Source organism: Streptomyces sp. E11-3, assembly GCF_046540415.1.
Taxonomy (GTDB): domain Bacteria; phylum Actinomycetota; class Actinomycetes; order Streptomycetales; family Streptomycetaceae; genus Streptomyces.
Window position 1 is genome coordinate 1,570,027 of the sequence record NZ_JAZGRL010000001.1, and the last position, 22,987, is coordinate 1,593,013.

Here is a 22,987-nt window from a genome sequence, read left to right on the forward strand (position 1 = left end):
CCAGCCGNCCCGCTGGGCCGGGTAGTCGGGGTCCACCGGCAGATACGCCGCACCGGCCCGCAGCACCCCCAACAGCGCCACGGCGAGCTCCGTGGAGCGCGGGAACGCCACCGCCACGAGCGACTGCGGGCCCACGCCGCGCCGACGCAACTCGCCCGCCAGCCGGGCCGACCGGACGTCGAGCTCCCGGTAGGTCAGCTGGCGGTCGTCCGAGACGACCGCGACGGCCTCGGGGGTCGCCGCGGCCCGCAGTGCGAACTGCGCGGGAATCGTTGTGGCGGGGACCGGATCACGCACGTGCATCACCCCAGCTGAACAAGTGGACCAGTGAATCGGTTCGGGTAGCGCTGATGTCCGCGACAACGCGGCATCAATTTCACAGACGACGGCGGAACCCGCCCATTCGCATTCATCGGGAGAACCTCTGGGATTTCCCGGACAGGAATCCCGCAGGGCACGACGCACCACCCCCAGGACGGACCTCAGCTTCACTCCTGGGTGCTGCCGAGGTCAAGCAGGATTGTGTCGGCACGCCACCTCGACGATTCACGCTGTCCGGTCGGCCAGGGCACCGGCCCGTCCTGTCGACGGGACATCCAACTCGACCCGCACCAGGGCAGTCTGGCGACCAGTCGGCGGCTGATTGCACAGGATTCCCTGCCTCGGATAACCTCCGGACAAAACAGCGCCTACGCGGTCCGACATGCTTGACCGCTCTCCGGTATCGACCGGCCGCCGTTTTCGTCATCGTTCTTCTGGCCTCGGCACCATACGGAGTTCCGAGGCCGCAGCCGGCAGTCCGATAAAGAACGAGGAACCTATGTCGCCAGAGTCCCTGTCATTGGTGTGCCTGCCTTTCGCCGGCAGCGGCGCCGGTTTCTACCGCGCCTGGGCGGAAGTGCCGACACACGGCCTTACGGTCCTGCCGGTGCAACTGCCGGGACGTGAGGAGCTGTTCCTGGAGGAACCCCTCACCGACGCGGGAGAGGCGGCCGCGCTGCTCGCACCCAAGGTCGTCGACCTCACCGCCGGGGCGGGCCGGTTCGCGTTGTTCGGCCACAGCCTCGGCGCCGTACTGGCCTACGAGATCGCGCATGAACTGGACCGGCTCGGCCATCCGGGCCTGGCCCACGTCTACGTCAGTGGCTCACCGGGGCCGTGGCACGGACGCGATGCCAGGGCGACCGGGCTCAGTGACGAGGAGTTCCTGGAGCGGGTGCAGGAGTTCGCCGGGTACCGGCACGAGGCGTTCGACAACCCGGACCTGCGCGAGCTGCTGCTGCCCGTGCTCCGGGCCGACGTCGCGATGCACGAGAACTACAAGCCGTCGTCGGACGAGCCGCTGCCGGCGCCGGTCACCGCGCTGCGCGGCACGGACGACGCCCTGGTCTCCCGCGAGCACGCACGCCAGTGGCAGCCCACCACCCGCGCGGAGTTCCGGTACACGGAACTGCCGGGCGGCCATATGTACCTCGTCGATTCGCCCGACGAGCTGTTGCGCACCATCGCCGGACGCTGAAGGACCTCGAACGGAGACCGCGGGCATGCAACTCAAGGGCAGGACAGCCGTGATCACGGGAGCGGCACGCGGACTGGGCCGCGAGTGCGCCGTCAGGTTCGCACGCGAGGGCGCCGATCTGCTGCTGCTCGACATCGGCCGCGACATCGAGGGCGTCGGGTATCCGCTCGGCAGCCAGAGCCAGTTGGAGCACACCGCGAAGCTGTGTGAACAGCACGGGAGTTCCGTCGTCGCCCGCGCGGTCGACGTGCGCGACCTGGCGCAGACCGCTGCGGCGGTGCAGGAGGCGCTGCACCGCTTCGACGCGGTCGACGTCCTTGTCAACAACGCGGGGATCGCCGCGCCTTCGGGCCTGCCCGTGCACGAGATCAGCGAGCCGGACTGGCTGCTCATGCAGGACACCAATCTCAACGGCACCTGGCGGATGATCAAGGCCGTGGCGCCTTCGATGATCGAGCGGCGGGCCGGGAGCATCATCAACGTCGCGTCCACCGCCGGGCTCGTGGGCTACCGCGACTTCAGCGGATATGTGACGGCCAAGCACGGCCTCATCGGCCTGACGAAGGCCGCGGCACTCGACTACGCGCCGTTCCAGGTCCGCGTCAACGCGCTGTGTCCCGGCTCGGTGCGCGACAACCCGCTGGTCGAGGGACGGATGCTCGGGGAGATCGCCCGTGCGCTCGACGTACCGGTCGACGAGCACGAAGAGGTCTTCCTGCGGGACCAGCCGATGAACGCGCTCGTCGAGACCTCCAGCATCGCCGGGGCCGCCCTGTGGCTGGCCGGCGACGACTCCCGGCAGGTGACCGGCACGGTACTCACCGTCGACGGCGGATTCACCAGCCGGTAGGCGGCCCGGCCCGCTCTCCCGCCGCCTTCCGTCCCCCGAGCAGCTTGACCGACCACCACCCACGAGCCCCTGCCGCGTGACGCGAGGGACAGGGGCGCTCAGGAGGCCCGCACGATGGCGACAGCCGCGAAGAACCCGCCCCCCGCAGCTGCCGGAGGCGGGCCGCCGCACCCGGTGTACCCGGCCGAGCCGGGACACCTCGCGCCGCCGTCCGCCGAGCGCCTGTCCGCGCGGGGCCGCGAGTGCCACGGTCTGATGGTGCGCATCCCCCGGCCCGACGACACCGCGGAGATCCGGCGCCGGCTGGCCGAGACCGCCTGGCGCTGGCCCGCGTTGGGGGAGATACGGCTCTGGGAGACGGCGGTGCCGGAGCCCTACGAGGCTCCGGCCGCGCGGGAACGGGCGCGGCGGGAGGCCCTGCGGCCGGTGGGCGACGGCCGGGCCCCGCTGCGTGCGGTCCTGCTGCGATACACCGACGGCGCGGCGGATCTGGTGCTCGTCGCCGAGCGGTCGCGGGTCTCGCGCACCGCCCTGGACGCGGTCGCCGACCTGCTGGTGTACGGCCCCGGGGCGGTTCGGGATGCCGCGGTTCCGGCGCGGCGCACCGGGGCGGTACGGCCATCGGCCTCGCGGGCCACGGCCGACTGGGGGCTGGGGGACGCACGCCGTACGGGTCTGGTCAGCGCCCTCCCGCTGGTCCTGCCCGGTGGCCCGGGAGCCAACGGACGGTGGCTGCTGGCGGCCGTGGCGCTCACCCTGGCCAGGTACAGCGGTGATCCGACGGTCGCGGTCGGGCGATTCGACGCGACGCACGACGCCCCGCGGGCGGAAGTCGTGCGGATGGCGGATGTCGTGGACGTCGAGGCGCCCGCGGGTCTGCTCGCGCGCCTCGACGCCGTGGCCCCCGTCGAGGCCGGTGCCGAGCTGCCCGCGGTCGGTGTCGTGCTCGGCCCGGCAGCGGATGACCGTACGTATGTGCCGTGCCAGACGCCGCTCTTCCCGCTCACCGTCCTGTCGACCGAGCGGCCCGACGGCACGTTCACGGGGTCGTGCTGGTTCGACGAAGGCGTGGTCGCGCCGCGCGTGGCGGGGCTGTTCTGCGCGTCCGTCGAACGGCTCGCCGCACGGTTCGCGCAGGAGGACGCGCAGGTCCCGCACTCCCAAGACCCGCACTCCCAAGTCCCGCTGTCGCAGGTCCCGTTCATCGGCACGGAGGAGACCGAGCGGATCCTGCGTCTGGGGCAGGGGGCCCAGCGGGCAGCACCGGCCAGGCGGATCGACGAGCTCTTCGCCGAGGTCGCCCGCCGCCGCCCGGACGCCGTGGCCCTCGTGGACGACACCGGCGAACTGACGTACCGCCAACTCGATGAGCGGGCGGAGCGGATCGCGGCCGGGCTGCGGGCGCTCGGCATCGCGCGCGGGAGCAGGGTCGGGGTGTTCCTGGACCGCGACGCCTCCCTGGTGGTGTCTCTGCTTGGCGTCCTTAAGGCGGGCGGAGCCTATGTGCCGATGGACGTCAACTACCCTGCGGACCGGCTCCGTTACATCGCCGCGAGCGCTCAGCTGCCGCTGGTCATCGGAGGTGCGGCGGAGTTCCCCGCGGTCCCGGGCGTCCGGGTCGTACGCCCCGACGAACTGACCGCGGCCGACGACGCCGAGGGCACCGCCGACGCGGGCGCCGCGGCCGCGAGCGCGGACGACGACGCGTACGTGATCTACACATCGGGCTCGACGGGCCGCCCCAAGGGTGTCGTCGTTCCGCACCGAAACGTGGCCGCCCTGCTGGACGCCACGTCCACGGACTTCGGTCTGGGGCCCGACGACGTGTGGACGCTCTTCCACTCCAGCGCCTTCGACTTCTCGGTCTGGGAGATCTGGGGCTGTCTGCTGACCGGCGGCCGGCTGGTCGTCGTCTCCTACTGGGTGGCCCGGGACACCCACGCCTTCTACCGGCTGCTTGCGGAGCACGGCGTCACCGTGCTCAACCAGACTCCGTCGGCCTTCGCCCAGCTGATGCGCACCGACCAGCAGGAGCGGGGCGACATGCCGGTGCGCCTCCTGGTGTTCGGCGGCGAGCCGCTCGACGTGGCGGTGCTGGGGCCGTGGTTCGCCCGGCACTCGCCCTCCCGATGCCGGGTGGTGAACATGTTCGGCATCACCGAGACCACCGTGCATGTGACCGCGCGCACCCTCACCCCTGCGGATGTCGTGGCGGGTTCCCGATCGGTGGGCCGTGCACTGCCGGGCTGGTCGGTGTCCGTGCGGGACGCCCAGGGGCGCGTGCTTCCGCCCGGCGCGGCCGGGGAGATCTACGTCGGCGGGGCGGGGGTGGCGGACCGGTACCTCGGCCAGGCGGAGTTGACGGCGCAGCGGTTCATCGTCGACCAGGACACCGGAGTACGTCTCTATCGCAGCGGCGACAAGGGGCGGCTGCACCCCGACGGTTCCCTCGACCACCTGGGCCGCCTCGACAGCCAGGTCAAGATCCGCGGGCATCGGATCGAGCTGGGCGAGATCCGCTCCGTACTGATGGACGATCCTGGCGTCAGCGCGGCCGTCGTGGTCGTCAACGAGGCGATACCGGGCGATCCCGCGAGCAGCCGGATCGACGCGTACGTCGTTCCGGCGCTCTCCGCGCCCGGCCCGGTCGCCCCGCGGGTCCTCGACAACGCCCGGCGCATCCTGCCCGACTACATGACGCCCGCCACGCTCACCGAGATCGCCGCGGTGCCGCTGACGGACAACGGGAAACCGGACCTCACCCGGCTGCCTCCCCCAACGGCCGCGGAGCGCACGCCCGGAGAGCCGAGGCCCGTCTCCGGGCCTTCGGGAGGCCTCGCCGACGACATCCTCGACATCTGGAGCCACTGCCTGAAGTCCGAGGTGACCGTCGAGGACAACTTCTTCGAGCGGGGCGGGAACTCCCTGCTGGTGGTCCGTGTCCTCGCGGAGATGCGCGAACGCGGCCTGCCCCAGGTGACGCCTCGCGACTTCTACGCCCACTCGACCGCGGGCCAGTTCATCGGCCTGGTCGAAGAGCGCACGTCGTGAAGCCGGAGGCGCCATGCGGCCCGGACTACCCCGATCCGTCAGCCGTCAGGCAGACGCACGCAGTTCGAGGGTGCAGCACTTCACGCTGCCGCCCCCCTTGAGCAGCTCCGACAGATCCAGGCCCTTGGGTATGAAGCCGCGCTCCCGCAGCTGGTCGGCGAGGCCGGTGGCGGCCTCGGGCAGGATGACGTGCAGACCGTCGCTGACCGCGTTGAGGCCGAACGCGGCGGCGTCCTGCGGCGCGGCGAGCACCGCGTCGGGGAAGAGCCGCTCCAGGACGGCCCGGCTGCCCGGCGAGAAGGCCTGCGGGTGGTACATCACCTCGTCCGTGTCGAGGACCGCGAGTGCGGTGTCGAGGTGGTAGTAGCGGGGGTCGGTCAGTTCGAGGCTGATCACGGGGCGGCCGAAGAACTCCTGTGCCTCGGCGTGGCCTTCGGGGCTGCTGCGGAAGCCGCGCCCGGCCAGCACCCAGCTGCCGGTGACGAGGAAGTCGCCCTCGCCCTCGTTGATGTGCTCGGGGGCGTGCAGCTCGGTGAAGCCGTGGGCGCGGAACCATTCGAGGTACGCGGGGCCTTCGGCGTACCGCTCGGCGTTGCGGAAGCGGGCACCGAGCACCTTGCCGTCCACGACGGTCGCCCCGTTGGCCGCGTACACCATGTCCGGGAGACCTGGCACGGGGTCGATGAGCTCGACCTGGTGCCCCAACTCCCGGTACAGCGAGCACAGTCGCTCCCACTGGGCGACGGCCAGCTCGGGGTCGACCGGCTTGGAGGGGTCCATCCACGGGTTGATGGCGTACGTGACGTCGAAGTGGCTGGGCCGGCACATCAGGTAGCGGCGCAGCCGCTGGCGACGAACGTTCATGGCACTCCAGTCATGGTGGGTGAGCGGACGGCGCGTTCCGGATAACGCGGTCGTGAATTCGACGGCGTTCCGCTTTTCCGCATGCGGCATGGGGGTTTATGACCGCGCCGCGGAGCGCCGAACATACCATCCCGCGCGACTTTACGGGCGGGCGTGAATTCCGAACTTCCCGCGCCCGGCAAAAGGGTGGCCGCGGGCCGGTAGGGCGAACTATTGTCTGCACGCCGAGTCACCCTTGGGTGAAGCCGGTTCAAGGTTTCCCCGTGAACCTGTGAAACTCCGTGAACCCGTGAACCCGTGAACTCCGAGATAGGAGCCACACATGTTTGTTCCCGACCAGTACCGTGAACCAGAAGGATCATGGATAGTCGACCTGGTCCGCAAGAACCCGCTGGCCCAGCTGGTCAGTAATGGTGCCGACGGAAACGCGCCGTACGCGACGCATGTGCCCGTCATCCTCGACCCGACACTGCTGGAACAACCCGCCGAGTTGCCCGGCGCCACCCTGTGGGGGCATATGAACAGGGCGAATCCGCACTGGTCGGCCCTCGGGGACACCACCCCTGTCGTGGTGACCTTCACCGGCCCCCACGCCTATGTCTCGCCGACCGTGTACGAGAAGACGCCTGCTGCTCCGACCTGGAACTTCACCGCGGTTCATGTACGCGGCGTCCTGCACAAGATGGGGGCGGCCGAGGACACCCTGGACGTCGTGAAGGCCACGGTGCGCGCGCTGGAAGCCGAGTTCGGAACGGGCTGGGACATGTCCCACTCGATGGACCACTTCCACCGAATCCTGCCTGGCGTCGGAGCGTTCCGTATCGAGGTTTCGCAGGCTGACGGGATGTTCAAGCTGAGCCAGGAGCAGGAATACGAAACGCGGGAACGGGTGCGCTGCTCGTTCGCCGGGCAACCGTCCAGCAATCAGCGCGGGGTAGCCGCCATGATGAGCCGACTTCCCGCGACGGGCTGACCTTCCCGCCCCTGCACGGCGCGGTGTCCCGTCACCGGGACAAACGGCTTCGGCAATCCGTCGAACCTTGACAGCCGGAAGGCGCCGCTTGAACACTGAGGCGGCGAATCACCTCAACACCCCACACATCCAGCCCCCTTCAGGAGGGACATATTCCGTGCCTACGCTCGTGGACCAGTGGAATATACATCCGGACCATTTCTGGCTGACCGGAAAGCGGCCGGAGCAACTTGTCGAGTACAACGAAGAGCTGCAGATGTGGATGGTCTACGGCTATCCGGAAGTGGTCGAGGTCCTCACCCAGCCCCAGAAGTTCTCGAACGACGGCTGGCGTCTGGTGGACGTCCCGGTCGAGGACTGGGTCAAGGAGGGTGACTTCGCCCAGATGGACCCGCCGCAGCACCGCAAGCTGCGGGGGCTGGTCGACTACGCGTTCACTCCCAAGCTGGTGGCCCAACTGGAGCCCCGGGTGGACGAGATCGTCCATGAGCTGATCGACGACCTGGCGGGCCGGGACCGGTTCGACCTGGTGTCCGACTTCGCCAACCCGCTGCCGGTGGCGGTGATCTCCGACCTGCTGGGCGTCCCACGGAGTGACCGGGATCTGTTCAAGGGGTGGATGCACGCACTGCTCGACGACGCGGGCGAGCTGGATTCGCCCGAGAGCATCAAAGAGCAGGAAGCCGCGATGGACGAGCAGTTCGGACTGCTCCGGGAGATGCGCGACTACTGGGCCGAGCAGGCCGCGGAACGTCGGCGGCAGCCGCGGGAGGACCTGCTCAGCCACCTCGTCCACGCGGAGTTCGAGGGCGAACGGCTCTCCGACGGCGCGGTGTTCAACATCGCGAACCGCATCCTGATCAACGGACACCACACGACCGAGCTGGTCATCGGCAACACCGCGCTGTGCCTGATCGAGTTCCCCGACCAGGCGGCCCGGGTACGCGAGGACCGGACCCTCACCCCCACGCTGATCGAGGAGTCCCTCCGGTTCCTCAGCCCGCTCGCCGGAGTGATGCGCGTGAGCACCACCGAGGTGGAGGTCGCCGGGCAGCTCATCCCCAAGGACCAGATGGTGATGGCGTGGTGCGGCGCGGCCAACCGGGACGAGCGCGAGTTCGCCAACCCGGACGTGTTCGACGCCGGACGCTCTCCCAACGCGCACCTCGGCTTCGGCCGCGGTGTCCACTTCTGCATGGGCCGGAGGCTGGCCAGGCTGGAAGCCAGGTCCGCGACGAACATCCTGCTCGACCGCCTTCCCGAGCTGCGCACCGACCCGGCCGACCCGCCGAAGTTCGGGCACGTGGTGGACGCCACCGGCGTGGCCAGGCTGCCCGTCCTGAACGGCTGAGGCCCGTACCGCAGTCCCTCAGGCCAGGAGCACCCACGGACCTGCCCTGGCCCATCCCGGAAGAAGAGTGATCCTGATGACGACGGTCGTCGACCGGTGGAACATCCACCCGGACCATCGCTGGCTGCGCGGCCAGCGGCCCGCATCACCCGTCGAGTTCGACGAGTCCCAGGGGCTGTGGAACGTCTACGGCTACCCCGAGACCCTGGAGATACTGAGCACCCCCGAGACGTTCTCATCCAACACCGCACGGCTGATGCCGGTCAGCGTCGACCCGTCGCTCAGCGAGGGCGACATGTCCCAGATGGACCCGCCCCGGCACCGCACGTTCCGCAGCCTGGTCAGCCGCGCCTTCACCCCCCGCCTGATCGCCGGCCTCGAACCTCGGATCACCGAGGTCGTCGACGGTCTGATCGAGGAGATGGACGGCAAGGCCGAGCTCGAACTCGTCGCCGACCTGGCGTACCCACTGCCGGTCATCGTCATCGCCGAGCTCCTGGGCGTCCCGGCCAGCGACCGCGACCTGTTCAAGAAGTGGGCCGACGACATCATCGAGGGCTTCAGCGGGGCCTCGTTCCTCGACGGCAGCGAGCAGGGCGAGCAGGATCTGCGGGACGCGACAGAGCGGCTCAAGCCCCTCCTCGACTATCTGGCCGGGCATGTCGCCGACCGGCGCCGCAACCCCAAGGACGACCTGCTCACCCATCTGGCCCTGGCCGAGGCAGACGGTGAACGGCTCACCGACAACGAGGTCGTGAACGTCGCGAACATCCTGCTCGTCACCGGGCACATCACCACCACCATGCTGCTCGGCAACACGATGCTGTGCCTGGACGCCTACCCCGACCAGTTCGCGCGGGTACGCGAGGACCGGTCGCTGGTACCCGGCGCCATCGAGGAGGCACTGCGGATGCTGCCTCCGTCGGCGGCCCTGGCCCGGGGCACCACCCAGGACGTGCGGATCGCGGGACAGCACATCCCCAAGGACCAGTTGGTCTTCCTGTGGCTCGGCGCGGCCAACCGTGACCCGCGGCAGTTCACCGATCCGGAGGTGTACGACTGTGCCCGCACCCCGAATCCGCACTTCGGGTTCGGCCGGGGCATCCACTACTGCATCGGGGCCGCGCTGAGCCAGCTCGAAGGCCGTATCGCGCTGAACAAGCTCCTGGACCGCTTCCCCGTGCTCCGCACGGACCCCGACAAGCCGCCGGGCTTCTTCCCCACCGCCGACATGATCGGCATCAACTCGCTGCCCATGCACACCAGTTAAGGAATCCGTGACGATGGAAGAACAGTCCCCGGCACAGCTGTCCTTCGGCTACATTCCCGCACAGATCATCTACACCGCGGCGGAGTTGGGGATCGCCGACGCGCTCGCGGACGGCGCGCGCGACTACCACGACATCGCCCGGCACAGCGGCGCAGACCCGGCCGCGCTCCGCCGGCTGCTGCGGGCGCTGGTGGGATTCGGCATAGTCGCTCAGCAGGACCCGGAGCGGTTCGCCCTCACCGAGTCCGGTCGGCAGCTGATCAGCGGTGCGCCCGGATCGCTGCGGGACGACATCCTGCTGTCCGCCATGCCCGAGCTGTGGCGGGCCTGGGGCGAGCTGCCCCAGGTCATGCGAGGCGGACAGGTTCCCCGGCATCCCGACACGGGACTGACACCGCACGAGACCCTGGTGCGGGATCCCGAGCTCGCCGAGAAGTTCCGGATCGCCAAGATCCAGAGCAACCAGGTGCTCACCGCGGGCATCACCGAGGCCTTCGACTTCTCCCGGTTCGGCACGGTCGCCGATCTCAGCGGCGACGAGGGCACCCTGCTCGGGGCGGTCCTGGCCGCCGCATCGGACCTGCGGGGACTGCTGCTCGACCAGCCGCAGGCGCTGGAGCGCGCGATGGCGACGCTGGCCGCCGCGGGCGTCGCCCAGCGCTGCGAGCCACACGCCGGAGATGTCCTCACGTCCGTACCGCCGGGCGCCGACGTCTACCTGCTCGGCCATGTGCTGCGGGACTGGGACGACGAGCGGGCCACGGCCATCCTGCGCAACTGCCGTGCGGCCATGGCTCCCGGCGGGCGGGTGGTCCTGGTGGAGACCGTGGTGCCCGCGGTGCTCTCCCCGCAGGACTCGGCCACGTACGGCATGACCGACCTCAACAACCTCGTCTACACCGGCGGCCGCGAGCGCACCGCGGACGAGTTCGGGTCGCTGCTGGCGGGTGCGGGCTTCACGCTCACCTCGACGGTCAGCATGAAGCTCGAACCCGGCATGCCCGACTACCACCTCATCGAGGGGATGCCCAGCGTGTAGCAGGTCCGTGAGAGCGGACCGGAGGTCCGAGCACAGCGGGACGGCGGAGCCAGACCCAGCCGTCCCGCTGTGCTCATCGCTCATCGCTCGCCGCTTTCGCTCTTCGCTCTTCGCTCTTCGCTCTTCGCTCTTCGCTCTTCGTGATCCTGACCGAGTTATCTGTGAGGTCGTGAGATGGAGTACCACCTTCTGGGGCCGGTCGAAGTACGGGACCAGGGCACCACGATTCCGCTGGACGGGGAGAAGCAGCGGACCGTACTCGCGGCACTGCTGCTCACCGAGAGCGGTTTCCTCTCCGACAACGAGCTGACCGTTCTGCTGTGGGGGTCCCGCCCGCCGGGGACGCACAGCGCCCAGATCTACAACTACGTCTCGCGGCTCCGGAAGACCGTGGGCAGCACGAGCATCGTGCGCCGCTCCCCCGGCTACCAGATGCAGATCAGCACGGCCTCGCTCGACCTCCTCGAGTTCGAGGAGCTGGCGGCGCGCGGCCAGGGCGCACTGGCGGCCGGACGGTACGAGGAGGCCCGCCGTCTGCTCGGCGCCGCGCTGGCCCTGTGGCGCGGGCCGACGCTCGCCGACGTGTCCGAGTATCTGTCCAACGCGGAGCAGCCACGGATCGAGGAGGCCCGGATCTCCGCCCTGGAGAGCCGGATCGAGGCGGACCTCGCGGTGGGCAGACACGCCCAGGTGCTGCCCGAGCTGACCCGGCTGGTGGGCCAGTACCCGCTGCGCGAACGCTTCCGGGCCCAGCTGATGACCTCGCTGTACCGGTGCGACCGGCAGGCCGAGGCCCTGGCGCTGTACGAGCGCAGCAGGCAGATGCTCGCGGAGGAGCTCGGGGTCGGCCCCGGAGCCCTGCTGCGCGAGGTGCACCACGCCATCCTGACGGCGGACTGCGACCTTGACGCGCCGCGCAACCGCGAGCACCTGTGCTGTCAGGCGGCGGGCCAGCCGCTGTACCTGCGCAGGCCGTAGAGGAGCGGCAGCCCGTCCTCGCTCTGCTCTATGGCCAGGACCGGTGCGAACACCGCCACATGGTCGCCGACCGGCACGGTGCGATCGGCCCTGCAGTCCGCGACGACGTGCGAGTCCGCCCACAGGTGCGGGCCCGCGCGCAGACCGTCCAGGCTCCAGCCGACGTGGTCGAAGCGGTCCTGCCGGCCCGACGCGAACAGCTCGGCAGTGGTCCGAGCGCCCTCGTGCAGCAGGTTCACCGCGAAGGTGCCCTTGGCCCGGATCGCCGCCAGCGTCGGGCTCGCGGCGCGCAGACACACCAGCAGCGTCGGCGGGTCCAGCGTGGCGCTGCACAGCGACGAACACGTCATCCCCCAGGGTCGGCCCTGTGGATCGGTCGCGGTCACGACCGCCACGCCGGTCGGGAAGCCACTCATCATGGCCCGGAACCCGTCCCGCGTGACCGTGCCGACCGATCGTGTGATCGAGTCGGTGGCGTCAGTCATCGAGCCCACGCATCCGTGCCAGATACGCGTAGTGCGAGGGCAGGGTGTCGGTCATGTGCTGCGCCCTGGCCCGGACGGCCTCGAACTCCTTCTGGGCGAGTTTGTCGTCGGACAGGGCCAGCGCGGGTGAGGGGCTCGGCTGGATACCGCCGGTGCCCAGCAGGATGCAGTTGTACGAGTACGGGGGCAGCCCGTGGTAGCTCGGGAACACGTTCTCGGAGTCGGGCAGCCGCACCTGCCACCGCTCCAGGCGCTCGGCCAGCGCGTCGGGAACGGCCCGGGTCTTGGCGTCCTTCCAGTACTGGGTGTCGTTGCGCGCCGCGCCCTTGTAGTGCAGCGCGAGGAACTCCCGGACGCCGTCCATCACGTTGGCGATGGCGGAGTTGTACATGTCCCGGAGCTTCGGGTTCCAGTCGGCTCCGGGGAAGTGCTGCACCAGCTGCTCGATCGCGTGGTGGATGAAGAAGATGCCGGTCGACTCAAGCGGCTCGACAAATCCACTGGACAGGCCTACGGCAACGCAGTTGTTCACCCAGGAGTCACGGCTGCGGCCGATCCGCATACGAATGTGGTTGGCCTCCACATCGGCTGCTTCCGGGCCCACGAATTCACGCAGCGTGCGCTCGGCTTCCTCGGGCGAGCAGTAGTCCTTGGCGTAGACATAGCCCGTGCCGATCCTGCCGAACAGCGGAATCGTCCAAATCCACCCGGCGTCCTGAGCCGTCGCGGTCGTGCAGGGGCGTATGCCCTCCTTCTTCATGTCCAGCGGCACCTGGAGCGCCACCGCGCTGTCGTTGGGCAGCGTCTCCTGATAGGAGACGAACGGCACTTCGAGCGCGCGGTTGAGCAACAGTCCGCGGAATCCGGTGCAGTCGATGAACAGGTCACCGTGGAGTTCACCGTGCTCCTTGGTCACGACGTGGTCGATCCACCCGCGCTCGTCGAGCCGGACGTCGACCACGTCGTCCACGATGTGCCGCGTACCCCGGTCCACCGAGTATCCGGTGAGGAACTTGGCGAGCAGCGCGGCCTCGAAGTGGTAGGCGTAGGGGAACTGTGTCTTGCCCTGGTGCTCGGACATCGTCAGACCGATGGGTTCGTCGGCCCCGCCGGCGGTGTGGTCCCCGAGCAGCGTGCCGTCCAGCCGCCGCGGGCTGCTTCCGGCGTCGCACAGCGACGCCATGACGAAGCAGTCCTTGTCGAACCGGTCGGTCTGCCCGCTCTGCAGCCACCAGTCGGTCAGCGGGAAGCCGTTGACCGACCGCACCTGCTCGAACGGGTGGTAGAAGTGGTGCCCCGGGCGTCGCCAGTCCTGGAACCTGACGGCCAGTTTGTACGTGGCGTTGCAGGCCGGCATCCATTCCTCTTCCTTCAGGTCGAGGAATTCAAAGAAGTGCCGGATATCACTGAAGGTGGCTTCGCCGACACCAATGGTGCCGATACTTCCGGACTCGACGAGGGTGACGGACACCCGGTCACCGAATGCCGCCTTCAGGTACGAGGCGGTCATCCAACCCGCCGTTCCGCCACCGACGATGACGACCTTCTCAGGATTCTGCGCGCTCACGTAAGCACCTCAGTTCGCATGACTGACCAACTGCACGGGGCCGATTCCCCGTCCGTCGGTCACGAGTCTGCGCGGCCCTGCTATCCGTCACCTACGGAAGTGCCATCAATTCCCCACAGTCGCCACGCGGCCACGCCCGTGCGGGAGATACTGGATTCTGGAATTCCCTGCCCGCGATGACCTAAAGGTGGAGCACGGCCATACGGCAGCCGTACGACGGCTATACGGCGGCCGTGCGACCCCTTCCCGGACACCACGAAGTGGGCCCCGTCGGCGGCCTTCCGGCCGGCCCACGGGGCCCACTTGTCGGTATGCGCATGGCCGGGCCATGCGGGGAATCTGCTCAGCCGACGCGCTGCAGGGCCTTCTCCCTGCGCTCGGCCACACTCGACCCCGACTCCCGGCGCGCCATCCGGCGCAGCACGGCGGGGGCGAGGAGCAGGCCGACCAGCGCCCAGAGGCCCAGGACTCCCACGGTCTCCAGATGGCGCCACGAGTCACCGATCTCGACGCTGGCCGCGGCGTCCGGCAGCAGGGCCGACCGCATGCCGAGGCCGAGCCAGTAGACCGGGAACACCTGGGCCAGGCCCTGCACCCAGTCCGGCATGGAGGTGATGGGGTAGAAAATGCCGGAGATTCCGATCATGGCGAGGATGGGCAGCAACAGCAGGCCCTGGCTGCGCGCGCTGGTGAACACCGACCCGAGCACCGCGCCGATCGGCAGGGTCGCCATCAGCCCGAGGGCCAGCACCCAGACCAGGGTCAGCCAGGCGCCCGTACTGCCGATCGAGAGGCCGTCGATGATGATCAGACCCGGGATCAGGAAGATCGCGAGGTCGATGATCAGGCAGCCGGAGACCGAGAGGATCTTTCCGGTCAGATAGCCCACCATCCCGTTCGGTGTCGCCTTGGCCCGCAGCAGCGTGCCGTCCTCGCGGTCGGCGGTGAGCTGCTGGCTCATGGTGATCATGGCCATCGAGGCGTTCATGCCGAGGATGCTGGGGAGCACGAGGGTGCCCAGCATGAACCCGCTGCTGCCGAAGTCCACGTCCCGCATGAAGAACATGACGACCAGCATCAGCACCGGCCAGAACAAGTGGTTGAAGATGTCCCCGGCGTTGGTGACCGACTGCCGCACTTCGATCAGGCCCCGGGTCCAGCCCGCGCGCAGGGCTGTCGCGGTCGGGTTCATCGGGCCGCCCCTTCCGGCTCGTTCGTCGCCGCCGGCTTGGCGGGTGTCTCGGCCGCCGGTTCGGCTCCTGTCTCACTCGCCATGTGGTGCTGGGCTGATTCGGCCTTCCGCACCATGGAGAGATAGGTGTCCTCAAGCGAGGCCCGGTGGACTTCCAGGTCGGCGATCGCCTCGCCGTGCCGCTGGAACAGTTCGTAAACGAACTTGGTGGCGTCGGGGGTGGACTGCTCGAAGTGCTCGCCCAGGAGGGACCAGCGGACCATGTCCTGGCCCGCGATCCGCTGGGCGAGCTCCTTCGCCGTACCGTCCCCGATGATCCGACCACCGTCGAGGATCATGATGCGGTCCGCGAGCTTCTCGGCTTCCTGCAGATCGTGCGTGGTGAGCAGGATCGTCGTCTGCTGCTCGTGAGCGAGGGTGTTGACGAGTTCATGGAACTCGCGGCGCGCCACGGGGTCGAGGCCGGCGGTGGGTTCGTCGAGATAGAGCAGCTCGGGACGGCCCGCGATGCCGACCGCCACATCCAGCCGGCGCCGCTGCCCTCCGGAGAGCATCCTGACCTTTTTGTGCGCGTGATCGGTCAGGCCGACCGCCGCGACCAGTTCGTCCGGGTCCCAGGGGCGCTTGACCTCCGGGGTGGAGTAGCTGGCGTAGTAACTCCCGAGATGCGCGAGCAGTTCACGCACGTACCAGCGGCCGTGGTCACGCCACGACTGGAGGACGACGCCCACCCGGGCCCGCCACCGCTCGTCGCCGTGCGCCGGATCGGTGCCCAGCACCTCGACCCGCCCGGCCGACCGCATCCGGAAGCCCTCCAGGATCTCGATCGTGGTGGTCTTTCCGGCGCCGTTCGGGCCGAGCAGGCACATCACCTCCCCGTGCCGTACCTGGAAGGTCACGTCGTCCAGGACGTCGGTGGAGCCATAGCGCATGCGCAGGCCCTCGACATCGAGCACGACCTCGTCGCTCGTGTTCATGGCAGTTTCACTCCTCGTCAAAGAACCGCGCGGGCTGCCCCGTTCGGGGGGAGCGGACGGGGCAGCCCCGAGGGAGCGGCGACCCGGACACCGGAACGGGGGATGGCCGGTTCCGGGCCGCCGCGCTGACACCGACGCGAGGCACACTCGCCTCCCGTCGGCAGCTCTGTGGTCACTGGGACCGACGTGGTCAGTGAGACCGACGTGGTCGCTGGGACCAACGTGGTCACTGGGACCGACGGATCGCTACGTTTCCGTCGAAGGTGCGGACACGGACTTCCACGATGTCGGTGCAACTGCCGGGACCGTCCACGGACTCCAGGGAGTTGTGCACGGCGCCGGAGACCGTGGTGACGTCGTACTTCGCCGCGGTGCCCTCCCGGATTCCGACCTCGACCTCGCCGGACGCTGCCGTCAGCAGGACCAGGCCTCGCCTGACCTCGCCGACCCGGATGCTGCCGTGGGCCGTCTTGGCCTCGACGCCTCCGTATGCCCGGTCGATGTCGATGTCGCCGTTGATCCCGGTCACCCGCAGGGTGCCGGTGACCTCGCCGACCGTGTTGTCCCCGTGGTCGTTCTTGATCACCGCTGAGCCGTCGATCTCGCCGATCCGGACCCTGCCGGACCTGTTGGTGATCTCCGCGTGACCCGACGCGCGAGCCACCGTGATGTCGCCGCAGACGACGGTCAGGCGCAACGGCCCTGTCCGGTCCAGCCTGATGTCGCTCTCCACGGTCTCGAACCGGCACTCCCCGAGCCGGCCTTCGGAGCGCAGCGCCGCCCACACCGAGCCACCGCGCAGCCGGGAGCCCTCGGGGAGCTCGATCGTCACGTCGACCGAGCCACCGTCGCGCTCCACGTCGGACCGTCGCAACAGCCGGGTGGGCGTCCTGACGGTCAACGTGCCGCGGGAGAGGCCAACCCGTAGCTGTTCAGCGGCTTTCACATCGGACGCCTTGGAGCTGTCGGTCGGGCGTACCTCGACGACGGTGTCCGTGCGGTCACTCGCTATGAGCCTGATGTCACCCATGGCGATCTCGACTGCTACGGAGATCGGTTCAGGGGTGTCAAAACTGGCCACGGCCGGTCCTTCCGTCATGGGTCCGCTTGCCTATTCATGGCTCTACTACCGCACCCAGCCGCGGTAGTGCCGGTTCCCCCGTGGCCCGCGCCGCTCGGCACGCCGACCGTCGGCGCGCAAGGCGCCGGTGACGGTGCGCACCAGCCAGGCGTTGACCGAAAGCCGCTCTGTGCCCGCCGCTTCCTCGATCTGTGCCTTGAGCCCTTCGGGAGGGCGGAAGTTGATCCGTGCCGGGGCACCGCCGGCGTCGGCCGGTGGGGCCTCGTCGCCGTACTCGGCGGCGTCGTCGTGCGACGGTTCCGGCGGTGGTGTCACCACGAAACTGATGTCGAGGCCGCGCAGCCGCACATCCACCGAGCCCGGCACAAGGTCGCGGGTGATCTCATCCGCGGCATCCGACAGCGCTTTGAGCAGCGTGAGCCGGACTGACGAGTCGAGTGCTGCGGTGAGGCCCTCTCCCACGACGAGAGCCTCCTCGCCGCGAGCCTCTGCCGCGGCCAGGAACTCGTGGCGGAGGTTGTCGACATAGGGCGTCAGGTCCATGGCGCCATAGTGGCGCACATGTGGCGCCATGGCAAGTGCCAGAGTGACTCAGCCCCATTCCGCCGCAGGGTCGGGCCCACCCCCGCCGCTCTCAACATCACTGCCTTCAGGGGCGCTTGAGATGGCGCCACGCCTGTCCTACGGTGGCACCCGGTGGCGCAGCAATGGCGCATCGATGGCGCCACACACCGACCGGACACTGTCCGGTCAACAGGACAGACGACACGAGCCGCAATCGCACCGAAACGGCACCGGAATCCGGGGTCAGACCCGCGCCGTTACGGAAGGAGGGGCCATCCCCGATGGGTCCACCCGACGGGCCCGCGCACTATGGGCACGGCAATCGCCACACAGCGCGGCGGCACCGCCGAGCACCCCGGCCGCCCATCACACCTCAAAGCGGAAATTTCAGCCAAACCATAGGCAACCAGACAGCAGTCGAGGCCGGCTTGCAGCTCTCCACCGAGCAACACACCGACCTCGTACGCGCGCCACGCCTCACGGACCCTTCGGAGCCGTCACCTACTCGACGCTCGACTCGATCTCGTCCAACGCCTCCCGAGCCGCACCGTCGAGGGTTTCCAGCACCCACTTCTCGAAGTCGATCCCCGACTGCTCAGCGGCCTCACGCCACCACTGGACACGGTTCGCCGGCACGGCGAGCCGCCGCACGGGCGAATCCTTCTTGCCCACTCGGGACGCACTGTCATGTGCCTCCCGAATGCCATTCCTAAGCTGCTTCGTATTCCAGTGCAGTTGCTCGGCCCGATCGAGCCACAATTCCTGCTCGTCGACCGAAAGCGAGGCAACCTCGGCATGATGCTGGAAGCTCAGCCGAGGCCGTCGTCGATGTAATTCGAATCGACGCGAAACCCATGCGTAGTTACGCAGGGTTTGATAGCGTAACCCAGCGGTACGCACCCCCCGCTCATAACGGTCGGCGAAATGATCCTTCCCGTGGACCAGCCAGTCACCCAGCCACCACACGGACGAGTTGACGACACCGGCGAGTTGCTGACCGGCCCGCTCCCAGTCCTCAAAGGTGAGGTCGGCAGGCATCTGAAGGCCGACCCCGGTCGTGAGCACCTGGCCGCGCGTGGGTCGCTCACCACCAGCCCCCTCGTTTCGAAGCACCGAAGGCGAGGACCTGCGCGGCCATGAGATCTTGGCATCCTGAACGCCCGTGGTGGCATCCATCCGAATCACCCCGTATTGAGAGTCCAAGCTACGAACAGGGGTAAATGCATTCCTGGTCAAGGGAATGAATTACCCAGCCGACCATAGCCGGTCACCCTACGGTCGGTTCAAGGATCAAGAATACTATTACATACGTCACAGATGCGCACAATCGTTTGAGTCGGTGTCAGTCATTCCCCGGTCACGCGACAGGAACACCCGATCGAACAGATCTGCACAGCCATGTTTACCTGACCCTGCGCGGCTGAATCCATCTTTATGTAAAGCACACCCGCCGGCCGTCTCGGATTACGCTCCTGGAGGCGTGGGGTTACTCATCGGGGTCGGCTGAAAAACGACCATGCCCGGACGGTGCGGAGGCGTCCGGGCATGAAAAACCGGAGCGGGTGTTCAACCCGCTCCGGTCGCCTCGCGCGCACCGCCCGGAGTACCGGAGTGTGTCGCGAGCTCCTCAGCCCTCGTCCGCCGCCAGCCGCAGCGAGATCGAGTTGATGCAGTACCTCTGGTCCGTGGGCGTCGGATAGCCCTCGCCCTCGAAGACATGCCCCAGGTGCGAGCCGCACTTCGCGCAGCGGACCTCCGTGCGCACCATGCCATGGGACCGGTCCTGGACCAGTTCGACGGCGTCGGTGTCCTTCGGGTCGTAGAACGACGGCCAGCCGCAGTGTGAGGCGAACTTCGTCCCGGAGGTGAAGAGTTCGGCCCCGCAGGCGCGGCAGGAGTACACCCCGTGCGTGGTGGTGTCCGTGTACTCGCCGACGAAGGCGGGCTCGGTGCCCGCCTCGCGCAGTACCGCGTACTCCGCCGGGGTCAGCTCCTTGCGCCACTGCTCGTCCGGCTTGTCGACCTCGTACGGCATAGCGGTTTCCTCGTTCCCTCGGTTCGGGGCCAGTGCGTCAGTGCGACAGGCGGGCCAGGATCTTCGGGCCGAGGTCCGTCACGTCGCCCGCGCCCATGGTGAGAACGAGGTCGCCGGGGCGGGCCATTCCCGCCACCACGTCGGGGACGCTCTCCTTGTCCGCGACGGGCGTGACGTCGGCGCCGGCCGCGCGGGCCGCGTCGATGATGAGGGTGCTGGTGACGCCGGGGATCGGGTCCTCGCGGGCCGGGTAGATGTCCAGGACGGCCGAGGCGTCGGCGAGGGTCAGGGCCTGGCCCATCTCGGTGCCGAGCTCCTGGGTGCGGGAGTAGAGGTGCGGCTGGAAGACGACCAGGAGGCGGGAGTCCCCGGCGGCGGAGCGCATGGCCTCCAGGTCGGCGGTCATCTCGGTGGGGTGGTGCGCGTACGAGTCGATGACCTGCACGCCCGCCGACTCGCCCTTGAGCTGGAGGCGGCGCTTGACGCCGGTGTACTTGCCGAGCGCGGAGGCGAGGTTGTGCGCCGGGATGCCGAGGGCGACGCCCGCGGCGAGCGCGGCGACCGCGTTGTGCGCGTAGTGGCTGCCGGGGACCGAGACCGTGAAGGTGAGGAACTTGCCCCCGAGCACCACGGTGACCTCGCTGGTGAGACCACGGGGGGTGATCTTGTGGATGCGTACGTCCGCGGACTCCGACTCGCCGTAGGTGACGACCTTGAGCGAGGAGAGGTCGCGCAGCCGGGAGGTGAGCTCGACGGCGCCGGACTGGTCGGCGGAGATGACCAGGGTCCCGCCGGGGACGATCTTGCCCGCGAAGGTCTCGAAGGAGTCGTAGATCTCGTCCATCGACGCGTAGTTGGCGTGGTGGTCGAGTTCGACGTTGAGGACGATGGCGACCTCGGGGGCGTACTTGTGGAAGCTGCGGTCCGATTCATCCGCCTCGGCGACGAAGATCTCGCCGGTGCCGTGCAGGGCGTTGGAGCCGGGGACGTCCAGGTCGCCGCCGATCGCGTACGAGGGGTCGAGACCCAGCGACGAGAGCGAGACGGCCAGCATCGAGGTGGTGGTCGTCTTGCCGTGGGTGCCCGCGACGGCGATCGGGCGCAGACCGTTCATCAGCGCGGCCAGCGCGTCGGAACGGTGCACGATCTCGATGCCGCGCTCGCGGGCGGCGGCCAGTTCCGGGTTGTCCTCGCGGATGGCCGATGAGACGACGACACAGCTGGCGTCGGCGGCGAGGTGCTCGGCGGCGTGCCCGATGTGCACCGTCGCGCCGAGCGCGCGCAGCGCCTCGGCCGTCACCGACTCACGTGAGTCACTGCCCGCGACCTCGGCGCCGCGCTGGGTGAGGATCTTGGCGATCCCCGACATTCCGGCTCCGCCGATGCCGATGAAGTGCGGTCGGTCCATGGCGGGGGGAAGGCCGGGGGTCATATACGTCTCCTGGGCGCGGCGGTACGTCGGTGCGGGCGGCGACCGCGTCGCGCGCGGGGGCCGCCCGCCCCCAGCCTATTCGCTGTGTGCGTAGAGCTTGAGCACCGGTACGCCGACCTTGTGGCGGGCCCGGGACGCCCAGTCCCGGTGGAAGAACTCCTCCACGTAGTGCGGCGCGGTCAGCACGATCACCTCGTCGGCCCCGGTCTCCTGGGTGACGGAGGTCAGCAGGTCCAGCGGGTGGTCCTCGACGAGCTGGCCCACCGCCTCGCTGCCCGCCTTGCGCAGCTCCCCGAGCGAGTGCTCCAGGGCCACCTGGGCGGGGGCCGCGGCGGCACCGCCCTTGCCCTTGCCGGCCTCGCGGACCGCCTCGTCGAGCTCGCCGAGCGCGACGTCGTCGACGGCGCGCAGCAGGCGGTCCTGGTCGCCGCGCGGCTGCATGAGGACGACGAAGGAGACCCGCTCGTCGCCGTGCAGGGTGGTGACGAACTCCACGTCGACGGCCGACAGTGCCTTCTCGATCATCAATACGCTCGTGAACACGACCGGCGCCCTTCTCCTTCGGGGGCCGTCAGGCCCCTGCGGAAACCATCCTGCCCCGTACCCGCACGGGGTCCCCGAGTCTTAGTGTGCCCAGCGGAGGCTAAACGGAACGACCAATTCCGCTGCCTGTCAGCTTCGACGGTAGCGGGTGAACAAGAACCCGTCCTCTTCCAGCACCGAGGCGAGCACGAACCGCTCAGGCACCGCCAGAGTGGGTCCGTGGGCGATCCGCTGCGCGTCGCCTACCACCAGCATCGGCGACACGGTCAGACACAGCTCGTCCAGCACTCCGGCCGCCACGAACTGGCCGAGCAGCCGCGGGCCGCCCTCGGTCAGCAACCGGGTGAGTCCGCGCTCCCCCAGCGCCCGTACGGCCCTGGCGGGGTCCACACCTCTGCCGTCCCCGGCGACCACCACGTCGGCACCCGCCTTCTCGGCGGCCCGCAGCCGCTGCGCGGGGGCCTCGGCGCCGGTCAGCACCACGGTCCGTACCAGCGGCGCGGTGAAAAGCGGAAGCGAGAAGTCGAGGTCCAGGCTCGCGCTGACCACGGCGATCGCGGGCGCGGGCCCCTGGCCCGCCGCGGCCCGGCGCGCGGCGAACACCTCCCGGGCGCGCGGCGGCCGGTAACCCTCCTGGCGTACCGTTTCCGCGCCGACCACGACCGCGTCCGCGAGCCCCCGCAGGGTCCCGAAGATCCGCATGTCGGCGGGGCAGGAGATGGGCTGCGAGCGCCCCTCGTGCTGGGCCGCGCCGTCCAGCGTGGAGACCATGTTGCCCCGCAGCCAGACGCCCTCGGCACGCTCGTTCTCGGGATAGGCGTAGTAGTCGGCGAGCGCGTCGAGCTCCCACTCGCGGTCGGCTCCCCGTCCGGGGCCTGCCGTCCCGCCCGCCTCGTCCGCCTCGTCCGTCTCGTCTGTCTCGCCCGACTGGCCTGTCTCGTCGGTCACAGGGAACAAGCTGCGCATGCGGTGCAGTCTTACATGACCCCAGGCCCTGTCGTCAGACTCCCGCCTGCCGCGCGACGCCGCAGTGACATCAGCCGCTGGCGCGGCGGGCGCACGCTCGCCGCGTTGCCGAAATGCCCTAGTAGCTCCTTCCCCAAGCTCTCGGCTTCGCTCGAGCAGGGGAGACCCCATTCGAGACCATTCCGGCGCCTTGCGATCGCACGCACCACAGTGACATCAGCTGCTTCGCAGCGGGCGCGCGGCCCGCCCT

20 protein-coding genes and 1 pseudogene are annotated in these 22,987 nt (G+C 69.2%); 8 read left to right on the forward strand and 13 right to left on the reverse strand.

Annotation, left to right across the window (positions count from 1 at the left end):
• Positions 1–57: 57 nt before the first annotated feature.
• A pseudogene (locus U9R90_RS07195) lies at positions 58–303 on the reverse strand (AMP-binding protein); the annotation flags it as partial.
• A gap of 517 nt (positions 304–820) precedes the next feature.
• On the opposite strand from U9R90_RS07195, the gene U9R90_RS07200 reads away from it, so the two are divergent.
• The 3 genes from U9R90_RS07200 to U9R90_RS07210 all read left to right on the forward strand — a co-directional run bounded on the left by U9R90_RS07200 (position 821) and on the right by U9R90_RS07210 (position 5,420).
• Entirely contained in the window at positions 821–1,519 is a 699-nt protein-coding gene (locus U9R90_RS07200) for a thioesterase II family protein (RefSeq protein ID WP_411055547.1), read from the forward strand.
• 25 nt (positions 1,520–1,544) lie between these two features.
• Positions 1,545–2,369, forward strand: a complete 825-nt coding sequence (locus U9R90_RS07205) for an SDR family oxidoreductase (RefSeq protein ID WP_411055548.1) — start codon at positions 1,545–1,547, stop codon at positions 2,367–2,369.
• A 114-nt stretch (positions 2,370–2,483) separates the two neighbouring features.
• Positions 2,484–5,420, forward strand: coding sequence for a non-ribosomal peptide synthetase (locus tag U9R90_RS07210; RefSeq protein WP_411055549.1), 2,937 nt, complete (start codon positions 2,484–2,486; stop codon positions 5,418–5,420).
• A 45-nt stretch (positions 5,421–5,465) separates the two neighbouring features.
• On the opposite strand, the gene ddaH is transcribed toward U9R90_RS07210, so the two are convergent.
• A complete protein-coding gene (ddaH, locus tag U9R90_RS07215; RefSeq protein ID WP_411055550.1) occupies positions 5,466–6,284 on the reverse strand; it encodes a dimethylargininase in 819 nt (272 codons plus the stop codon).
• Between the two features lie 322 nt (positions 6,285–6,606).
• On the opposite strand from ddaH, the gene U9R90_RS07220 reads away from it, so the two are divergent.
• The 5 genes from U9R90_RS07220 (at position 6,607) to U9R90_RS07240 (ending at position 11,895) form a co-directional block, all read left to right on the forward strand.
• Positions 6,607–7,257 carry an FMN-binding negative transcriptional regulator gene (locus U9R90_RS07220; RefSeq protein WP_411055551.1) on the forward strand — a complete coding sequence of 217 codons (651 nt, stop codon included), beginning with the start codon at positions 6,607–6,609 and terminating at the stop codon, positions 7,255–7,257.
• A 157-nt stretch (positions 7,258–7,414) separates the two neighbouring features.
• Positions 7,415–8,608, forward strand: coding sequence for a cytochrome P450 (locus tag U9R90_RS07225; protein ID WP_411055552.1), 1,194 nt, complete (start codon positions 7,415–7,417; stop codon positions 8,606–8,608).
• Positions 8,609–8,684: 76 nt separating this feature from the next.
• Positions 8,685–9,878: a cytochrome P450 gene (locus tag U9R90_RS07230; RefSeq protein ID WP_411055553.1), complete on the forward strand. Its 1,194-nt coding sequence runs from the start codon at positions 8,685–8,687 to the stop codon at positions 9,876–9,878.
• 13 nt (positions 9,879–9,891) lie between these two features.
• On the forward strand, positions 9,892–10,917 hold the full coding sequence (locus U9R90_RS07235; RefSeq protein ID WP_411055554.1) for a methyltransferase: 1,026 nt from the start codon (positions 9,892–9,894) through the stop codon (positions 10,915–10,917).
• Positions 10,918–11,091: 174 nt separating this feature from the next.
• Positions 11,092–11,895 (forward strand): AfsR/SARP family transcriptional regulator, encoded by an 804-nt coding sequence (locus U9R90_RS07240; protein ID WP_411055555.1) that lies wholly within the window; start codon positions 11,092–11,094, stop codon positions 11,893–11,895.
• Here the strand turns inward: U9R90_RS07240 and U9R90_RS07245 are convergent.
• The 11 genes from U9R90_RS07245 to U9R90_RS07295 form a co-directional block, all read right to left on the reverse strand.
• A complete protein-coding gene (locus U9R90_RS07245) occupies positions 11,856–12,380 on the reverse strand; it encodes a flavin reductase family protein (RefSeq protein WP_411055556.1) in 525 nt (174 codons plus the stop codon). The two genes, U9R90_RS07240 and U9R90_RS07245, sit on opposite strands and share 40 nt — an antisense overlap.
• A complete protein-coding gene (locus U9R90_RS07250; protein WP_411057667.1) occupies positions 12,373–13,890 on the reverse strand; it encodes a tryptophan halogenase family protein in 1,518 nt (505 codons plus the stop codon). Before U9R90_RS07250 ends, U9R90_RS07245 begins: the two co-directional genes overlap by 8 nt.
• A 400-nt stretch (positions 13,891–14,290) precedes the next feature.
• Positions 14,291–15,139: an ABC transporter permease gene (locus U9R90_RS07255; RefSeq protein ID WP_411055557.1), complete on the reverse strand. Its 849-nt coding sequence runs from the start codon at positions 15,137–15,139 to the stop codon at positions 14,291–14,293.
• Complete coding sequence (locus U9R90_RS07260) at positions 15,136–16,116, reverse strand: ABC transporter ATP-binding protein (protein WP_411055558.1); 981 nt, start codon at positions 16,114–16,116, stop codon at positions 15,136–15,138. Before U9R90_RS07260 ends, U9R90_RS07255 begins: the two co-directional genes overlap by 4 nt.
• Positions 16,117–16,342: 226 nt before the next feature.
• Positions 16,343–17,197: a DUF4097 family beta strand repeat-containing protein gene (locus tag U9R90_RS07265; RefSeq protein ID WP_411055559.1), complete on the reverse strand. Its 855-nt coding sequence runs from the start codon at positions 17,195–17,197 to the stop codon at positions 16,343–16,345.
• A gap of 45 nt (positions 17,198–17,242) precedes the next feature.
• The gene (locus tag U9R90_RS07270; RefSeq protein WP_411055560.1) at positions 17,243–17,740 is read right to left on the reverse strand and encodes a hypothetical protein; all 498 of its coding nucleotides are present in this window, start codon (positions 17,738–17,740) and stop codon (positions 17,243–17,245) included.
• A 522-nt stretch (positions 17,741–18,262) separates the two neighbouring features.
• The gene (locus U9R90_RS07275; protein WP_411055561.1) at positions 18,263–18,937 is read right to left on the reverse strand and encodes an LmbU family transcriptional regulator; all 675 of its coding nucleotides are present in this window, start codon (positions 18,935–18,937) and stop codon (positions 18,263–18,265) included.
• A gap of 451 nt (positions 18,938–19,388) precedes the next feature.
• Positions 19,389–19,796, reverse strand: a complete 408-nt coding sequence (gene msrB, locus U9R90_RS07280; protein WP_411055562.1) for a peptide-methionine (R)-S-oxide reductase MsrB — start codon at positions 19,794–19,796, stop codon at positions 19,389–19,391.
• A 37-nt stretch (positions 19,797–19,833) separates the two neighbouring features.
• Positions 19,834–21,228, reverse strand: a complete 1,395-nt coding sequence (gene murC / locus U9R90_RS07285) for a UDP-N-acetylmuramate--L-alanine ligase (protein WP_411055563.1) — start codon at positions 21,226–21,228, stop codon at positions 19,834–19,836.
• A 75-nt stretch (positions 21,229–21,303) separates the two neighbouring features.
• Positions 21,304–21,771 carry an indole-3-glycerol phosphate synthase gene (locus U9R90_RS07290; RefSeq protein ID WP_411055564.1) on the reverse strand — a complete coding sequence of 156 codons (468 nt, stop codon included), beginning with the start codon at positions 21,769–21,771 and terminating at the stop codon, positions 21,304–21,306.
• 129 nt (positions 21,772–21,900) lie between these two features.
• Positions 21,901–22,737, reverse strand: coding sequence for a pyrimidine reductase family protein (locus U9R90_RS07295; protein WP_411055565.1), 837 nt, complete (start codon positions 22,735–22,737; stop codon positions 21,901–21,903).
• Between the last annotated feature and the right edge of the window lie 250 nt (positions 22,738–22,987).

Bases quoted from the DNA above. Each gene is read 5' to 3' on its own strand.
- U9R90_RS07205 (WP_411055548.1), top strand. From the start codon at position 1,545: ATGCAACTCAAGGGCAGGACAGCCGTGATCACGGGAGCGGCACGCGGA.
- U9R90_RS07245 (WP_411055556.1), bottom strand. From the start codon at position 12,380: ATGACTGACGCCACCGACTCGATCACACGATCGGTCGGCACGGTCACG.
- ddaH (WP_411055550.1), bottom strand. From the start codon at position 6,284: ATGAACGTTCGTCGCCAGCGGCTGCGCCGCTACCTGATGTGCCGGCCC.
- U9R90_RS07260 (WP_411055558.1), bottom strand. From the start codon at position 16,116: ATGAACACGAGCGACGAGGTCGTGCTCGATGTCGAGGGCCTGCGCATG.
- U9R90_RS07275 (WP_411055561.1), bottom strand. From the start codon at position 18,937: ATGGATGCCACCACGGGCGTTCAGGATGCCAAGATCTCATGGCCGCGC.
- U9R90_RS07255 (WP_411055557.1), bottom strand. From the start codon at position 15,139: ATGAACCCGACCGCGACAGCCCTGCGCGCGGGCTGGACCCGGGGCCTG.
- U9R90_RS07240 (WP_411055555.1), top strand. From the start codon at position 11,092: ATGGAGTACCACCTTCTGGGGCCGGTCGAAGTACGGGACCAGGGCACC.
- U9R90_RS07250 (WP_411057667.1), bottom strand. From the start codon at position 13,890: ATGACCGCCTCGTACCTGAAGGCGGCATTCGGTGACCGGGTGTCCGTC.
- U9R90_RS07210 (WP_411055549.1), top strand. From the start codon at position 2,484: ATGGCGACAGCCGCGAAGAACCCGCCCCCCGCAGCTGCCGGAGGCGGG.
- U9R90_RS07200 (WP_411055547.1), top strand. From the start codon at position 821: ATGTCGCCAGAGTCCCTGTCATTGGTGTGCCTGCCTTTCGCCGGCAGC.
- U9R90_RS07230 (WP_411055553.1), top strand. From the start codon at position 8,685: ATGACGACGGTCGTCGACCGGTGGAACATCCACCCGGACCATCGCTGG.
- U9R90_RS07235 (WP_411055554.1), top strand. From the start codon at position 9,892: ATGGAAGAACAGTCCCCGGCACAGCTGTCCTTCGGCTACATTCCCGCA.
- murC (WP_411055563.1), bottom strand. From the start codon at position 21,228: ATGACCCCCGGCCTTCCCCCCGCCATGGACCGACCGCACTTCATCGGC.
- U9R90_RS07220 (WP_411055551.1), top strand. From the start codon at position 6,607: ATGTTTGTTCCCGACCAGTACCGTGAACCAGAAGGATCATGGATAGTC.
- U9R90_RS07295 (WP_411055565.1), bottom strand. From the start codon at position 22,737: ATGCGCAGCTTGTTCCCTGTGACCGACGAGACAGGCCAGTCGGGCGAG.
- msrB (WP_411055562.1), bottom strand. From the start codon at position 19,796: ATGCCGTACGAGGTCGACAAGCCGGACGAGCAGTGGCGCAAGGAGCTG.
- U9R90_RS07270 (WP_411055560.1), bottom strand. From the start codon at position 17,740: ATGGACCTGACGCCCTATGTCGACAACCTCCGCCACGAGTTCCTGGCC.